Origin of the sequence: Streptomyces coeruleofuscus, assembly GCF_039532725.1 — a bacterium.
Taxonomy (GTDB): domain Bacteria; phylum Actinomycetota; class Actinomycetes; order Streptomycetales; family Streptomycetaceae; genus Streptomyces; species Streptomyces coeruleofuscus.
On sequence record NZ_BAAASE010000003.1, the window covers coordinates 647084 to 661997 of the forward strand.

Below are 14914 nucleotides of genomic sequence, written 5' to 3' on the forward strand. Positions count from 1 at the left end.
ACGGACGCCCGCCCTCGGCGTTTCCGCCGTGTGCTCACTCGGCTCACTCGCAGGGAAGGGTCCCCGACTCGGGAAGGGCGGCGGCGATCCGGGCCCGCTCGGGGGCGATCTCCTTCTCCCCCGCCTTCCACAGGTCCGGCTGGGCCTGCCCGCGCGTGATCCCGAGGAGGACGCGTTCACCCGGCTGCGGCTGGGGTGCGGCGTCCTCGTCCATGGGGAAGACGACCCGGTCCTGGCCCTTGGCGGGCTTGTAGTAGCGGTCCACGTCCAGGGTGACGCGGTCCTGGCCGGTGCCGGGGACGGGTTCGACCTCGGCGACGGTGCCCTCGGCCACGAGCCGGGCGCAGGCGAGGTAGCCGGCGCGCCCGGGCCCGGATTCCTGAACGCCCTGGCGCGAACCGGCCGCGGAGTCGGCGGCCGAGTCGGAGCCGGAGCCCGAGTCCTGCCCCGACCCGCTACCGCCCTGCACGACGAGCCATCCCATACCCACGACGACGGTGGCGGCCGCGGCAGCGGCGAGCCCGCGCAGCACCACGACGAGGGGCCGGGGCCGGCTGCGCCGCCCGGACGACGACCCGGCACCGCTCCGTTGCCCGGGCCGGCCCCCAGTTGCCCGGGGCCCCACGGGCAGCTCCCTCACCGGTGGGTCGACGGCCGCCCCCGGCCCTTCGGCGTGCGGGCCGGCCGCCGGCCCCGCCTCCCCCCGAGCCCGCGCCCCGGCCTCGCTCCCGGCGCCGGGCTCCCCCTCGGCCCCGGCCACGTCCGCCCCTGCGTCGCGCGCCAGGGTGTCTCCCAGGAGCAGCAGCTGGTCCCGCAGCTGTGCCACGTCCGCCATGGCCGCGCGGTGGGCCGTCATGAAGGCCGGGTCCCGCCGAGCCCCCTCCGGCAGTGGGTCGTCGACGAGCGCTGCCATCAGCGCGTCCATGCCGTCGTAGTCGGCGTCGCGCCGGCCGTCGTCGTTCCGGGCGGGCATGTCACACCACCTCGTCCTCGTACAGGCGGGCGCGCAGAGCCCGTACCGCCGTGTGCAGCCTGCTCTTGACCGTGCCCTCGGGGACGCCGAGCTGCTCGGCGATGGACCGGACCGGCAGGTCGGCGTAGAAACGCAGCACGACGACCTGCCGCTGGGCGTCGGGCAGCTCGTCCAGGCCCTGGGCGACGGCGACGGACAGCACGCTGCTGTCCTCGCCGGAGGGGTGCTCCAGCTGCCGCAGGGCGGCCAGCCGCTCCCCGAGTCGCTCCTGGCGGCGCTTGGCCCGGTGCCAGTCCATGGCCAGGTTGGAGGCGACCACCGCCGCCCACGCCGAGACGTCCCGCGGCGCCTCCCGGCCGCTCGCGGCCCGCTCCAGCAGCCGCAGGCGGACCTGCTGCACCCCGTCCGGCAGGTCCGCCTGCGGCACCCCGCCCAGCGCGAGCACCGCCCGCACCCGGCGCTCCTGTGCCGCGTCCAGCGGATCGTCACCGGTCCCGGCGTGCGCCTCCCGGCCCCGCCGGGCCCTTCCGCGCAGCAGCACAAGCCACCCCCCTCGCCGTGTTTCCTCTACGACGCCGGTACCGCCCGGAACGTTCGGTCCCTTTCCAACGGGCGGCAGAGGCGTACGTCACACTCCCGTGTGGCCGAGAACAACAGGGGCAGGCGACCTTGCGGCGTATGACCCCCGGCAAACGAATTTATCCAGCTCAGCGGGGGTGGACGCCGAATGTCCGCAACCATGGAACGGGACACGTCGTCCCACTCCCCGGGCAGACCGGGGAAAGAAGTGGACAGACGGGCCTTGGTCGGCCGCATGATGGAAAAGCCTCGGCCAAGCAACGAGCACGTGAAGAGACGCAGGAGAGGGAGTCACCGTGAGGGTCGGAATCGTCGGAGCCACCGGACAGGTGGGCACGGTCATGCGCAGGATCCTCAAGGAACGGAACTTCCCGGTCACGGAGCTGCGTCTGTTCGCCTCGGCCCGCTCGGCGGGCTCTGAGCTGGACGGCGTGACGGTGGAGGACGCGGCGACCGCCGACTACACCGGCCTGGACATCGTGCTGTTCTCCGCGGGCGGTGCCACGTCCAAGGCGCTGGCCGAGAAGGTCGCGTCCCAGGGCGCCGTCGTGATCGACAACTCCTCGGCGTGGCGCAAGCACCCGGAGGTCCCGCTGGTCGTCTCCGAGGTGAACCCGCACGCGATCGCGAACCGCCCCAAGGGCATCATCGCCAACCCGAACTGCACGACGATGGCCGCGATGCCGGTGCTGCGTCCGCTGCACGCGGAGGCGGGCCTGGAAGCCCTGGTCGTCGCCACGTACCAGGCGGTCTCCGGCTCCGGCCTGGCGGGCGTGGCCGAGCTGCACGGCCAGACCCAGAAGGTCGTCGCCGAAGCGGACAAGCTCACGCACGACGGCGAGGCGGTCGACTTCCCCGAGCCGGGCGTCTACAAGCGCCCCATCGCCTTCAACGTGCTGCCGCTCGCGGGCAACATCGTCGACGACGGTCTGAACGAGACCGACGAGGAGCAGAAGCTCCGCAACGAGTCCCGCAAGATCCTGGAGATCCCCGAGCTGAAGGTCTCCGGCACCTGCGTGCGCGTCCCGGTCTTCTCCGGCCACTCCCTCCAGGTCAACGCCCGCTTCGCCCGCCCGATCTCCCCGGAGCGCGCGACGGAGCTGCTCAAGGACGCCCCGGGCGTCGAGCTCTCCGACATCCCCACCCCGCTCCAGGCCGCCGGCAAGGACCCGTCCTACGTCGGCCGCATCCGCCGCGACGAGACGGTGGACAACGGCCTGGCCCTCTTCGTCTCCAACGACAACCTCCGCAAGGGCGCCGCGCTGAACGCGGTCCAGATCGCGGAGCTGGTGGCGGCCGAGCTGAAGGGCTAGCTAGTCCCTGCGCACCTCGCGGCCCCTGCGCACCTCGTAGAGGAAACAGCCGTACTCGACGGCCCGGACGTGGACGAGCGCCACGGCCGGGTCGTCGAACGCTTCCGTGAGGGCCCCGTCGAAGTCGCCAGGCTCCTCGACCAGCCGGCCGCCCAGGATGTGCCCCTCGGCCGAGTAGCGGCGGACCGTGCGGTGGGCGTTGGTGAAGGGCAGGGCGGCGTCGGCGTCCGGTCCCGGGCAGTCGTCGGCGTGGATGAAGACCGGGCCCACTTCGTCGTACGCGCCGGGATCGACGCCCTGTTCCGCCGCCCAGCGGCGCAGCGGGGCGTACGACACCAGGGCGATGCGCTCGCCCGGCTCGCTGCGGCCCAGGCAGCAGCGGAGGGGTGCCCCGCCCTCGGTGTCGGTGAAGGGGGCAGCGGGACGGCCCGCGTCGTCCGTCGTGCGCAGTTCCTTCAGGACGCGCGCGGCGATGGGCTGCGCGGTGTAGGTCGTCGTCATGCTCATCAGGCTTGCTCGCCCGCGCCCTCCGGACCGGCGGGAAACGGACGTCGTGTTGCCCCTGTCCCGGGCAGCCCGGTCCGTACGGCCGCCGGCAGGGTCAGGAGCGCCGGGCAGCCGCCCACGCCGGGCACCGCAGTCGGGCCCAGTGCGTCGGCCGCGCGGCCCCCGGTGAACGCGGCCGGCATGATCCCCGTGTCGAGGACCGTCCCCATCTCCCCGCTCGCAGGCGGCACCGCCCCGGGCACCCGCGAAGAGCGCCGATCTTGGCTCGCGGCCCTCGGCGCGGCGGTCGGCAGCCAGGTCTGGGCGCAGACCTGGACGCCCCCCCTGAAGACCAGGCCGCAGACGACGAGCCGGCGTGTGACCACGCCGCCGGGGCCGGCAGGCGGACGACCGTCCCCGGCCCGGCCGCGATGACCGGCAGGGCCCGGCGTGGGTCGCGGGTCGCCGGTCATCGGCCCGTGTTCGTACCGGTGGAGCCCGTGCCCGAGTCGGCTCTCGGCCTGGTGTGGCACCGCGACGGAGAGACGGCGGCGGTGCGTCGCGTTCGCCCCGTCCCTCGCCGGGCGAGGGGTATCCCTACGAGAGGCCCAGGTCGTCGCCTGATGCGAGGCTGCCGTGGAAAGATGGCGCAACCCACCCATACCGAGGAGATGACCGCGTGCCTGGCACAAACCTGACCCGCGAGGAGGCGCAGCAGCGGGCGAAGCTGCTCGCCGTTGACTCGTACGAGATCGAACTCGACCTCTCCGGCGCGCAGGAGGGCGGCACCTACCGGTCCGTGACCACGGTGCGCTTCGACGTCTCGGAGAACGGGGCGGACTCGTTCATCGACCTGGTGGCCCCGGCCGTGCACGAGGTGACCCTCAACGGGGACTCCCTCGATCCCGCCGAGGTCTTCGCGGACTCCCGGATCGCCCTGCGCGGCCTGCTGGAGGGTCGCAACATCCTCCGGGTGGTCGCCGAGTGCGCGTACACCAACACGGGTGAGGGCCTGCACCGTTTCGTCGACCCGGTCGACGACCAGGCCTACCTCTACACCCAGTTCGAGGTGCCGGACGCCCGCCGGGTGTTCGCGAGCTTCGAGCAGCCGGACCTGAAGGCGACGTTCCAGTTCACCGTGAGGGCGCCGGAGGGCTGGACCGTCGTCTCCAACTCGCCCACGCCCGAACCGCAGGACAGCGTCTGGGTCTTCGAGCCGACGCCGCGCATCTCGACGTACATCACGGCGCTCATCGTCGGCCCGTACCACTCGGTGCACAGCGTGTACGAGAAGGACGGCCAGTCCGTCCCGCTCGGCATCTACTGCCGTCCCTCGCTCGCCGAGTACCTCGACTCGGACGCCATCTTCGAGGTGACCCGGCAGGGCTTCGAGTGGTTCCAGGAGAAGTTCGACTACGCGTACCCGTTCAAGAAGTACGACCAGCTGTTCGTGCCGGAGTTCAACGCGGGCGCGATGGAGAACGCGGGCGCGGTGACCATCCGCGACCAGTACGTGTTCCGCTCGAAGGTGACGGACGCGGCGTACGAGGTGCGCGCGGAGACCATCCTGCACGAGCTGGCCCACATGTGGTTCGGCGACCTCGTGACCATGGAGTGGTGGAACGACCTCTGGCTGAACGAGTCGTTCGCCACGTACACCTCGATCGCCTGCCAGGCCGCAGCTCCGGGCTCGCGCTGGCCGCACTCGTGGACGACGTTCGCCAACTCCATGAAGACGTGGGCCTACCGGCAGGATCAGCTGCCCTCCACGCATCCGATCATGGCGGACATCAGCGACCTGGACGACGTCCTGGTCAACTTCGACGGGATCACGTACGCCAAGGGCGCCTCCGTGCTCAAGCAGCTCGTCGCGTACGTCGGCGAGGACGAGTTCTTCACGGGCGTACAGGCGTACTTCAAGGCGCACGCGTACGGCAACACGCGCCTGTCCGACCTGCTGGGCGCCCTGGAGACGACCTCCGGGCGTGACCTGAAGTCCTGGTCGAAGGCGTGGCTGGAGACAGCCGGCATCAACATCCTGCGCCCGGAGATCGAGACGGACGCGGACGGTGTCGTCACGTCCTTCGCCATCCGCCAGGAGGCCCCGGCCCTGCCCGCCGGCGCGAAGGGCGAGCCGACGCTGCGCCCGCACCGGATCGCCGTCGGCCTGTACGAACTGGACGACGCGAGCGGCAAGCTGGTCCGCGAGGAGCGGATCGAGCTGGACGTGGACGGCGAGCTGACGTCCGTGCCGCAGGTGGTGGGCAAGCGCCGCCCGGCCGTGATCCTGCTCAACGACGACGACCTGTCCTACGCGAAGGTCCGCCTGGACGAGCAGTCCCTGGCCTTCGTCACGGAGCACCTCGGCGACTTCGAGTCCTCCCTCCCCCGCGCCCTGTGCTGGGCGTCGGCCTGGGACATGACCCGTGACGCCGAGCTGCCCGCCCGCGACTACCTCTCGCTGGTGCTGTCCGGCATCGGCAAGGAATCCGACATCGGTGTCGTGCAGTCGCTGCACCGCCAGGTGAAGCTGGCGGTCGACCTGTACGCCGACCCGGCCGCCCGCGAGGCACTGCTGGCCCGCTGGACCGACGCGACGCTGGCCCACCTGCGGGCGGCGGCGCCGGGCAGCGACCACCAGCTGGCGTGGGCGCGCGCGTTCGCCGCGACGGCCCGCACGCCCGAGCAACTGGACCTGCTGGACGCCCTGCTGGACGGCTCCCAGACGATCGAGGGCCTGGTCGTCGACACGGAGCTGCGCTGGGCGTTCGTACAGCGGCTCGCGGCGGTCGGCCGGTTCGACGAGGCGGAGATCGCGGGCGAGTACGACCGTGACCGTACGGCCGCCGGTGAGCGGCACGCCGCCACGGCCCGCGCGGCCCGGCCGACCCCGGAGGCCAAGGCGGAGGCGTGGGCCTCGGTCGTGGACTCCGACAAGCTGCCGAACGCCGTGCAGGAGGCGGTCATCGGCGGTTTCGTCCAGACCGACCAGCGCGAGCTGCTCGCCCCGTACGCGGACCGCTACTTCGAGGTGGTCAAGGACATCTGGGAGTCCCGCTCCCACGAGATGGCCCAGCAGATCGCCGTCGGCCTCTACCCGACGGTCCAGGTCTCCCGGGAGACCCTGGACAGGACGGACGCCTGGCTGACCTCCGCCGAGCCGAACGCGGCCCTGCGGCGGCTGGTGTCGGAGTCGCGCGCGGGCGTGGAGCGCGCGCTGAGGGCGCAGGCGGCGGACGCGGCGGCGCAGTAGCCGACCGTACGGCGATGAGGGGCGCCCGGCGCAGTGCCGGGCGCCCCTCGTTCGTGCCGGGGCTGGTGCGTGCGCCCTAGCGGCGGGTGAGGCGGGTGAGGGTGACGCCGTTGGGGAAGGCGGTGCGTTCGGCTACGTCGAAGACCGTGGGGTCGAAGGCGCCGTCGAAGGCCGGGACGCCGGCGCCCGCGACCACCGGGTAGTTCTTGATCACCAGTTCGTCGATCTCGGGCAGCAGGGTGCCGGCGAGCCTGCCGCCGCCGCAGAGCCAGACGTCCAGGCCGGTGCCCTCCTCCCGTTTGAGCTCGCGGACGAGGGCCGACGGATCCCCCGGTACGACGGTGACGGCCGGGTCGATGTCGGGCTTGAGCGTGCTGGAGACCACGTACTGGCGCAGGTGCGCGTAGGGACTGGGGATTCCGCCGTCGAGGGCGGGGCGGTAGGTGCCGAGGCCCATGACGACGGTGTCGAAGCGCCGGTTGGGTGCGTCGGCGAGGCCCACGGCGGCGCGGAAGGCGGTCGGCACGGTCTCGGGGTACAGGCTGTTGGTCCAGGCGCTGTAGGCGGCGGACTGCTGTTCGTCGCCGCCGGGGAAGAAGTCGTACTCGCCGCCCGGCCCGGCGATGCGGCCGTCGAGCGTGACAGCGACGTAGTACACGAGCTTTCGCATATCATTCAACTCCGCATGTAGTACTCTGACTGAAGTGGTTTGAACGTAGTACTACGAATGGAGTGGTGTCAATGGTCAGGCGGAACGAACAGCGGCGTGCCGCCCTCGTCGACGCGGCGATCGAGGTGCTGGCCGGAGAAGGCGCACGGGGTCTGACGTTCCGGGCCGTGGACACCGCGGCCGCCGTACCCGCCGGCACCGCGTCCAACTACTTCGCCAACCGCGACGACCTGCTCACCCAGGCCGGCGCGCGTGTCTACGAGCGGCTCCAGCCCGACGAGGCCACCATCGCCCGCCAGCGCGCGGCCGGCCGCGACCGGGAAACCTACGTGGAGCTGATGCGCGAACTCGTCGGCCGCGTCGCCTCCTTCCGCACCGGCTACCTCGCGCTCCTCGAACTCCGGCTGGAGGCCACCCGCCGCCCCGAGCTGCGCAAGGTCCTCACCGAACGGGTCCGGGCCGACGTCGACGCCAACGTCGCCTATCACGAGGCCTCCGGCCTCCCCGGCGACGCCATGGCCGTCAAACTGCTCATGCTGACCCTGAACTGGCTGATCGTCGAGCAGCTCACCCTGCCGGACGTCTTCACGGAGGCCGAGCGCGAACAGCTCGTGACGGCCGCGGTCGAGCGGATCGTGGCGGCGGACTGAGCGGGAGCGGGGCCTATCGCCGCAGCGCCGGACCTGTCAGGCCCTGGCCTGTCACTCCCTGGCCTGTCACGCCCTGCCCTGACCCGCCCTTGAGCTCCCTTGGATCCTTCCGTCCAGGAGAACCGAGGACCGGCCCGCCAGAGGTGCCCCGGACCGCCTCCGGGCCCGACGGCTTCCGCCGCGGCCCGATCTGCCCCGCCACCGTCGCCCCGAAAGCCAGCGCCATGCCCGCCAGTTGCACCGGTGTCAGCGCCTGGCCGAGTGCCGCCCAGCCGACGACGGCCGCGGTGAGCGGGGAGAGCGGGCCCAGGAAGGTGACCTGGGTGGCGGTGAGGCGGCCGATGCCGCGGAACCACAGCCAGTACGCGACCGCCGTGTTCGCCAGGGCGAGGTAGAGGTAGCCGCCGACCGCCCGGCCGTCCAGCGCGGGCGGCGCGCCCTCGACGAGGACGGCGAGGGGCGCGATGAGCAGGCCGCCCGCGGTCAGCTGCCAGCCGGTGAGGGCCAGCGGGCCGACACCCTCCGGGCGCCCCCACCGCTTGGTGAGCACGGTGCCCGCGGACATGGACGCCGTGGAGGCGAACGCCGCCAGCACGCCCAGCGCGTCCAGCGCCCCGGCCGCCTGGAGCACGACCAGGCTGACGCCGAACGCGGCCGCGATCCCGGTGAGCAGCGTGCGCGGCGACGGCCGCTGCCCCAGCAGCAGGGCCGAGAGGCCGACCACGAACAGCGGGCCGACCGAGCCGACGACCGCCGCCATGCCGCCGGGCAGCCGGTACGCGGAGAGGAACAGCAGTGGGAAGAAGGCGCCGATGTTCAGCGCGCCCAGCACCACCGACTTCCACCACCAGGCGCCGCGCGGCAGCACCCGGGCGAGGGCCAGCAGGAGAAGACCGGCGGGCAGGGCGCGCAGGAGGCCGGTGAACAGGGGGCGGTCGGGCGGGAGGAACTCGGTGGTGACGGCGTAGGTCGTGCCCCAGGAGACGGGGGCGAGGGCGGTGAGGGCGGTGAGCGTGGCGCGGTGCGCGGCCTGGGGACGCATGAGTCGCACCCTTCTGAGTAGGTCAGTGGCAAGTAGCTTAGCGTTAAGCAACTTGCCGTCAAGCCACTTTCTTGCGGGCGACCCGAAGCCGTCGGATACTCGTGCCATGACCGAACGTCCCGAGCAGCGCACGGACCCCGTCGACGCGATCATCGACCAGTGGGCGACGGTGCGGCCCGACCTCGACACCGCCGCCATGGAGGTCTTCGGCCGTATCTACCGGCTCTCCCGCGCGATGAGCGAACGGACCGAGAAGGCGTACGCGCGGTTCGGGATCGGCCGCGGGGAGTTCGACGTCCTGGCGACCCTGCGCCGCGCCGGCGAGCCCTACACGCTCTCGCCCCGGCAGCTCTCGGCCACGCTGATGCTCACGACGGGAGGCATGACGGGCCGCCTCGACAAGCTGGAGCGCGCCGGCCTGCTGCGCCGCTCCCCCGACCCGCACGACCGCCGGGGCCTGAAGGTCACCCTCACCGACAAGGGCCTGGAGCTGATCGACGAGGCGGTCGGTGCAGGACTCGCCGTCCAGACGGAGGCGCTGTCCGGCCTCGACGCCGAGCAGGCCGGACAGCTGGCGGAGCTGCTCAGGGAGTTGCTCCGCACGACGGAGGACCGGCAGGACTGAACCGGCGTCCGACGCGTTGGCCGGTGACCCGACGCGCCGGTGCCGACGTCGGCGCCGGCCCGCAGAGGCGCTACCCCACGTGGGCGGTGACGGCCGCCTCGATCGCCCGGGCGTCCGCCGAGTCGGCCGCCCATGCCGCGTACCCGTCGGGCCGCACCAGCACGGTCGTACGGCGGTCGCTCGCCCAGCGCTCCACGGCCAGCCGGTCCTCACGGGCGGCCCCGGCCTTGTACGGCTCCGGGGTGATCAGCACGAACCGGCCGCCCCGCATCGCCTCGTGGAGGCGACCGCCTCCGCCCAGGGCGACGTCCGGGACGCGCATGCCGGTGAAGCGGTGGGAGCCGCGGGGTGCGGGGTAGCGGTAGCCGATGCCGGTGACCTGGCCGAGCGCCTTGCGGCGGGCCGGGCCGACGGTGCCGAGGAAGGCGGCGAAGGCGGTGCGCAGGGCGATCGTCCAGGGCCGCCGGGCCATCGCGGCACGCACGATGCCGCCGCTGCTGCGCAGCACCGTCCTGCCGATGGGGTGCCGTTCGGCCTGGTAGGTGTCGAGGAGCGCGTCGGCCGCGTGCCCCTCGATGACGGCGGCCAGCTTCCAGCCGAGGTTGGCCGCGTCCTGGAGGCCGGTGTTCATGCCCTGGGCGCCGGCCGGGGTGTGGACGTGCGCGGCGTCACCGGCGAGGAGGACGCGGCCGGCCCGGTAGGCGGGCGCCTGCCGCTCGTCGCTGTGGAAGCGGGACATCCAGCGTGGGTCGTGCATGCCGAAGTCACGGCCGAGGGCGCGCCGGGTGGTCTCCCTGATCTCGTCGAGTCCGACCGGCGCGTCGTCGGGGAGCTCGCGGCCGCGGTCCCAGCAGACGACGCGGTGGTAGCCGTCGCCGAAGGGGACGAGGAAGGCGAAGGCGTCACCGACGGCGTCGAAGGTGAGCAGTTCCCCGGGCTCCTCGGTCACCCGTACGTCCGCGAGCATGACGGAGCGGATCACCGAACGGCCGGGGAACGGCAGCCCGACGGCGTTCCGCACCGTGCTGCGCATCCCGTCGGCGCCGACGACGTACGCCGCGCGCAGTGCCTCCGCGTCTCCGCCGGGCCCCCGGACCTCCACCGTCACCCCCTGCGCGTCCTGTGTCAGCCCGGTCACCTCGGTCTCGTGGCGGAACCGCGCCCCGGCCTCCAGCGCCCGCCGCTCCAGGACCTTCTCCACCTCGTACTGCGGAAGGACGAGGAGGTGGTTGAAGCGGGAGGGAAGCGCGGAGAGGTCGAGGTCGAGCCGGCCGTAGAGGCGGAACCGGCCGAGCCGCCGACCGACCGCTTCCACTTCGTCGGCCAGCCCTCGTGCGTCGAACTGCTCCAGTGTCCGTGCGTGCAGGACGAACGCGCGGGAGAGGTTGCTGATCCCGTGCGGGCGCTTCTCGACGACGGTGACGGGGACGCCGGCGGTGGCCAGGTCACCGGCCAGGAGCAGGCCGGTGGGTCCGGAACCGACGACGATCACAGTGCGGGTGGTGTCGCTCATCAGGGCCTCCCTATAAGCCAACACGTGTTGGTCGATGCCTGTTGGCCAACACACGTTTGCCAACGCTCGTTGACCAACGCTCGTTGACCAACGTAGAACCGGATTCCTGCTTCGTCAACGGTTGTTGGCCTACAGGTGTTGGCATACGCTCGTCGGCATGCCCGACCACAAGCCCACCGCCCCCTCCAGGCGCTCCGACGCCACACGCGCCGCCATCCTCGACGCCGCACGCGAGCGTTTCGCCGCCGACGGCTACGAGCGCGCCACCATCCGCACCATCGCGCGGGACGCGGGCATCGACCCGTCCATGGTGATGCGGTACTACGGCAGCAAGGAGGGCCTGTTCGCGGCCGCCGTCGCCGTCGATCTGAAGCTGCCCGATCTGGGCCCGCTGCCCCGGGACGAGGTCGGGTCAGCCCTCGTGACCCACTTCCTCGCCATGTGGGAGGAGAACGAGGTGCTCACGGCCCTGCTCCGGGTCGGTGCCACCAACCAGGCCGGGGCCGAGCGCATGCAGGGCATCTTCCAGGAGCAGCTGCTTCCGGTCGCCCGCCAGGTGTGCCCTGACCCCGAGCAGGTCCCGGCGCGAGCCGCGCTCACCTCCACGCAGCTGCTCGGGATGGCGCTCGCCCGGTACGTCCTGCGCCTCCCGCCGGCCGTGGCGCTCAGCCGCCAGGAGATCGTGGCGTGGCTGGCGCCGACGGTGCAGCGCTATCTGACGGCGCCGAATCCCTGACTCCCGGCCGACTCACGGCCGGCTTACGGCCGACTCGCGGCCGGCTTACGGCCGCCGGGAAAGCCGAGGGCGCCGCCCGGTCGTCGCACGGCGGCATGCGCGTTCGTACGGCGGGGACGGCGCCCTCGGAAAAGGTGCGTGACGGACTCGAAGGGAGTCCTGGTCAGGCCTTGGCGTCGGCCTTCGGGTCGGCCTTGGTCCTGATGTTGGAGCTGGTCGGGTCCTTCTTCTTGTGCGACTTGTCCCCGACCATCACCAGACCGTGGATGACCAGGTACAGCACGATCGGGGCCGCGACGAAGAGGCCCAGCGTCTCGATGACGCTCAGGCCCTGACCGGGGTCGTCACCGTCGTCGCGCGTGAGCGCGGAGGCGGGCGACGACATGAGCAGCATCATCAGCGTCGTACCGGCGGCCAGGGCGCCGGCGCGCAGGGCGTTCTTCTTGTCCACGGTGCCAAAAGTATCCAACGCCGGTCGGGGCCGCGCGCCCGGGGTGCCGTAAGAGACGTCCTCAGCCGCCCGACGCGTCGGGCGGCTGCCGCAGAACCTCGATGAGGGCGTGCAGCCGGGGCGAGGCGGCCAGGTCCTCCAAGGTCACGGGACGGCCCGCCGCGTCCGCGATCGGCAGCCGCCAGTTCGGGTACTGGTCCCACGTCCCCGGGAGGTTCTGCGGGCGGCGGTCGCCCACCCCGTCGGGGAGCCAGACGCCGACCATGCGGGCCGGGGTGCGCAGCAGGAAGCGGTGGACGGCCTGGATCTCGGCCTCCTCCGAGGAGGTGTCGGTGCCGCCGGTGCCGTTCAGCAGGCCGAGCTCGGTGAGCAGGGCCAGCCACTCGGCGGTGTCGGCGGCGGCCTCGGCACGCTCCTGCTCCAGCGGGCGGGTCAGCAGACCCAGGCTGTCGCGGAGCTCGACGTGCTCGCCGGTGAGGCGGGCGGCGGTGGAGGGCAGGTCGTGGGTGGTGGCGGTGGCCAGGCAGTCGGCGCGCCAGCGGTCGGGGGGCAGCGGGCGGCCGTCGCCCTCCCAGTCGCGTTCGAACCACAGCACGGACGTGCCGAGCACCCCGCGCTCGCGCAGCGCCTCTCGCACGCCCGGTTCGACGGTGCCCAGATCCTCGCCGATCACCAGCGCCCCGGCCCGGGAGGCCTCCAGGACGAGGACGGCGAGCATGGCCTCGGCGTCGTAGCGGACGTACGTGCCCTCCGTGGGCGGGTGGCCCAGCGGTACCCACCACAGGCGGAACAGGCCCATGACGTGGTCGATGCGCAGAGCTCCGGCGTAGCGGAACAGGGCGCGCAGCAGTTCTCGGAAGGGGGCGTAGCCCGACTCGGCCAGGCGGTCGGGGCGCCAGGGCGGCAGGCCCCAGTCCTGGCCGCGGGCGTTGAAGGCGTCCGGCGGGGCGCCCACCGACATGCCGGCGGCGAAGTAGTCCTGCTGGGCCCAGGCGTCGGCACCACCGGGGTGGACGCCGACCGCGAGGTCGTGCACGATCCCGACCGGCATCCCGGCCTCGCGCCCGGCGCGCTGTGCGGCGGTCAGCTGGGTGTCGGTGAGCCAGGCGAGCCGGGACCAGAAGTCCACCCGGTCCATCAGTCCGTTGCGGGCGCGGACGGTCTCGGCCGAGCGCGGGTCGCGCAGGCCGGTCGGCCAGCGGTGCCAGTCCGGGCCGTGCACCTCGGCGAGCGCGTACCAGGTGGCGTGGTCCTCCAGGGCCTGGCCCTGCTCGGCGAGGAAGTCGCAGTAGGCGGCGCGTCTGCCGGGGCCGAGCGGGACCTCGCACAGCAGCTCCAGCGCCTCCCGCTTGAGCTCCCACACGGCGTCGCGGTCGATCAGCGCGCCCTTGTCCAGCACCGCTTCGCGCAGCCGGCCGGATCTCTCCAGCAGCGCGCGCAGCCGCTCGCGGTCCTCGACGTACGCGCACTCGGGGACGTCCTCGATGCGCAGGTGCACGGGGTCGGGGAAGCGGCGGGAGGAGGGGCGGTACGGGGAGGGGTCGGTGGGGGCGCCGGGCACGGCCGCGTGCAGCGGGTTGACCTGGACGAATCCGGCGCCGAGCGACCGCCCGGCCCAGCCGGCCAGCTCGGCGAGGTCGCCCAGGTCGCCCATGCCCCAGGAACGGCGGGACAGCAGGGAGTAGAGCTGGACGAGGAGTCCGTGGGAGCGTCCGGCGGGACTGGGCAGGCGGGCCGGGGCGACGACCAGGTGGGCGGTGGCCGTGCGGCCGTCGGGGACGGTGACGGTCAGCCGGTGGACACCGGGCGGGAGGTGCTCGGCCGAGGCGCGGGTCTCGCCCTGCTCGGTCTCGATGAGCAGCCGGCTTCCCTCGGGGAGCGCGGCCAGGGCGGCCGGGGGGCCGGAGCCCCAGCCGACCACCGTGGGCGGCAGCAGCCTGGCGCCCAGTTCCCGCTCCCGGGCGGCGAGCGCGGCGCGTACGGCGCCGGGCGTGCTCGCGTCCACGCCGAGAGCGGCCAGGGTGAGGGCCACCGCGGCGGCCGAGGCCGCGACCGTACGGTCCGGGGACGGGCTGTACGCAGTGGCGACGCCGTGCAGATCGGCGAGTCGGGACAGGTCCTCGGAAGGCGGTTCGGCCGGCCGGGGTGCGGTCATCTAGGACCTCGTGAAGTCCGGGACGAAGGCGGCGGGTTCGCTGGTCAGGGGGGCGGATTCGGCGAGCGGCGGCTCACTGGTGAGGGGCTCGGCGTCGGGCAGCGGGGGCTCGCTGGTCAGCGGGGGCTCGGCGCAGGTGCTCTCGGAGCTGAAGATGCAGTAGTGGGGGTCTTCGTAGCGGGGGTCGTCATAGTGGGGGTCGAGGTCGGCGGACGTGTCCGCCACGGGTTTGGACGGGGCCGGGAGCGGAAGGAAGGTCATCACAGCCACGGGGGCCTCCTTGTTGGGTACGGCGTTCAACGGCTATCGCAGCCCTACCCAGTCGACGCGAAGGCAGACACCCCAGGCCGAACATCGTGCTTCTGCTCACATTCCACTCTCCTCCACTCCCTCCAGAGTCCGGCAATACGGCCATAACGGCCACTCTCGTTGACACCCTCACCGGGCGGGTGGTGGGCTCGTTCTCCC

General features: G+C 72.9%; 14 protein-coding genes. 5 read left to right on the forward strand and 9 right to left on the reverse strand.

The window, feature by feature from the left end; all coding sequences use genetic code 11:
* Positions 1-43 precede the first annotated feature (43 nt).
* The gene (locus tag ABFX81_RS14120; protein WP_346138125.1) at positions 44-973 is read right to left on the reverse strand and encodes a hypothetical protein; all 930 of its coding nucleotides are present in this window, start codon (positions 971-973) and stop codon (positions 44-46) included.
* Position 974: 1 nt separating this feature from the next.
* Positions 975-1511: an RNA polymerase sigma factor gene (locus ABFX81_RS14125; RefSeq protein WP_346138198.1), complete on the reverse strand. Its 537-nt coding sequence runs from the start codon at positions 1509-1511 to the stop codon at positions 975-977.
* Between the two features lie 337 nt (positions 1512-1848).
* On the opposite strand from ABFX81_RS14125, the gene ABFX81_RS14130 reads away from it, so the two are divergent.
* The gene (locus ABFX81_RS14130; RefSeq protein WP_086847865.1) at positions 1849-2865 is read left to right on the forward strand and encodes an aspartate-semialdehyde dehydrogenase; all 1017 of its coding nucleotides are present in this window, start codon (positions 1849-1851) and stop codon (positions 2863-2865) included.
* On the opposite strand, the gene ABFX81_RS14135 is transcribed toward ABFX81_RS14130, so the two are convergent.
* Positions 2866-3366, reverse strand: a complete 501-nt coding sequence (locus ABFX81_RS14135; protein WP_086847884.1) for a DUF1203 domain-containing protein — start codon at positions 3364-3366, stop codon at positions 2866-2868.
* Positions 3367-4030: 664 nt separating this feature from the next.
* On the opposite strand from ABFX81_RS14135, the gene pepN reads away from it, so the two are divergent.
* A complete protein-coding gene (gene pepN / locus ABFX81_RS14140; protein ID WP_086847869.1) occupies positions 4031-6604 on the forward strand; it encodes an aminopeptidase N in 2574 nt (857 codons plus the stop codon).
* Between the two features lie 76 nt (positions 6605-6680).
* Here the strand turns inward: pepN and ABFX81_RS14145 are convergent, their stop codons facing one another.
* Entirely contained in the window at positions 6681-7274 is a 594-nt protein-coding gene (locus tag ABFX81_RS14145; protein WP_086847871.1) for a dihydrofolate reductase family protein, read from the reverse strand.
* A 71-nt stretch (positions 7275-7345) separates the two neighbouring features.
* Between ABFX81_RS14145 and ABFX81_RS14150 the strand changes: the two genes are divergently transcribed.
* Positions 7346-7924 (forward strand): TetR family transcriptional regulator, encoded by a 579-nt coding sequence (locus ABFX81_RS14150; RefSeq protein ID WP_086847873.1) that lies wholly within the window; start codon positions 7346-7348, stop codon positions 7922-7924.
* 13 nt (positions 7925-7937) lie between these two features.
* On the opposite strand, the gene ABFX81_RS14155 is transcribed toward ABFX81_RS14150, so the two are convergent.
* Positions 7938-8966 (reverse strand): EamA family transporter, encoded by a 1029-nt coding sequence (locus tag ABFX81_RS14155; RefSeq protein WP_346138126.1) that lies wholly within the window; start codon positions 8964-8966, stop codon positions 7938-7940.
* A gap of 106 nt (positions 8967-9072) precedes the next feature.
* Between ABFX81_RS14155 and ABFX81_RS14160 the strand changes: the two genes are divergently transcribed.
* Complete coding sequence (locus ABFX81_RS14160) at positions 9073-9591, forward strand: MarR family transcriptional regulator (RefSeq protein WP_086847875.1); 519 nt, start codon at positions 9073-9075, stop codon at positions 9589-9591.
* A gap of 70 nt (positions 9592-9661) precedes the next feature.
* On the opposite strand, the gene ABFX81_RS14165 is transcribed toward ABFX81_RS14160, so the two are convergent.
* Positions 9662-11104 carry an FAD-dependent monooxygenase gene (locus ABFX81_RS14165; protein WP_086847877.1) on the reverse strand — a complete coding sequence of 481 codons (1443 nt, stop codon included), beginning with the start codon at positions 11102-11104 and terminating at the stop codon, positions 9662-9664.
* 157 nt (positions 11105-11261) lie between these two features.
* Here ABFX81_RS14165 and ABFX81_RS14170 point away from each other — a divergent pair, with 157 nt between their 5' ends.
* Complete coding sequence (locus ABFX81_RS14170) at positions 11262-11840, forward strand: TetR/AcrR family transcriptional regulator (protein ID WP_086847879.1); 579 nt, start codon at positions 11262-11264, stop codon at positions 11838-11840.
* A gap of 163 nt (positions 11841-12003) precedes the next feature.
* Here the strand turns inward: ABFX81_RS14170 and ABFX81_RS14175 are convergent, their stop codons facing one another.
* The 3 genes from ABFX81_RS14175 to ABFX81_RS14185 form a co-directional block, all read right to left on the reverse strand.
* Positions 12004-12291 carry a hypothetical protein gene (locus ABFX81_RS14175; RefSeq protein ID WP_086847882.1) on the reverse strand — a complete coding sequence of 96 codons (288 nt, stop codon included), beginning with the start codon at positions 12289-12291 and terminating at the stop codon, positions 12004-12006.
* A 61-nt stretch (positions 12292-12352) separates the two neighbouring features.
* On the reverse strand, positions 12353-14446 hold the full coding sequence (malQ, locus tag ABFX81_RS14180) for a 4-alpha-glucanotransferase (RefSeq protein WP_346138127.1): 2094 nt from the start codon (positions 14444-14446) through the stop codon (positions 12353-12355).
* On the reverse strand, positions 14447-14716 hold the full coding sequence (locus tag ABFX81_RS14185; RefSeq protein WP_381032545.1) for a hypothetical protein: 270 nt from the start codon (positions 14714-14716) through the stop codon (positions 14447-14449).
* Between the last annotated feature and the right edge of the window lie 198 nt (positions 14717-14914).

What these genes read in the sequence shown, in the direction of transcription:
- ABFX81_RS14165 (WP_086847877.1), bottom strand. Translation starts at nt 11,104, where the DNA reads ATGAGCGACACCACCCGCACTGTGATCGTCGTCGGTTCCGGACCCACC.
- ABFX81_RS14145 (WP_086847871.1), bottom strand. Translation starts at nt 7,274, where the DNA reads ATGCGAAAGCTCGTGTACTACGTCGCTGTCACGCTCGACGGCCGCATC.
- ABFX81_RS14160 (WP_086847875.1), top strand. Translation starts at nt 9,073, where the DNA reads ATGACCGAACGTCCCGAGCAGCGCACGGACCCCGTCGACGCGATCATC.
- ABFX81_RS14150 (WP_086847873.1), top strand. Translation starts at nt 7,346, where the DNA reads ATGGTCAGGCGGAACGAACAGCGGCGTGCCGCCCTCGTCGACGCGGCG.
- ABFX81_RS14155 (WP_346138126.1), bottom strand. Translation starts at nt 8,966, where the DNA reads ATGCGTCCCCAGGCCGCGCACCGCGCCACGCTCACCGCCCTCACCGCC.
- ABFX81_RS14135 (WP_086847884.1), bottom strand. Translation starts at nt 3,366, where the DNA reads ATGACGACGACCTACACCGCGCAGCCCATCGCCGCGCGCGTCCTGAAG.
- malQ (WP_346138127.1), bottom strand. Translation starts at nt 14,446, where the DNA reads ATGACCGCACCCCGGCCGGCCGAACCGCCTTCCGAGGACCTGTCCCGA.
- ABFX81_RS14170 (WP_086847879.1), top strand. Translation starts at nt 11,262, where the DNA reads ATGCCCGACCACAAGCCCACCGCCCCCTCCAGGCGCTCCGACGCCACA.
- ABFX81_RS14120 (WP_346138125.1), bottom strand. Translation starts at nt 973, where the DNA reads ATGCCCGCCCGGAACGACGACGGCCGGCGCGACGCCGACTACGACGGC.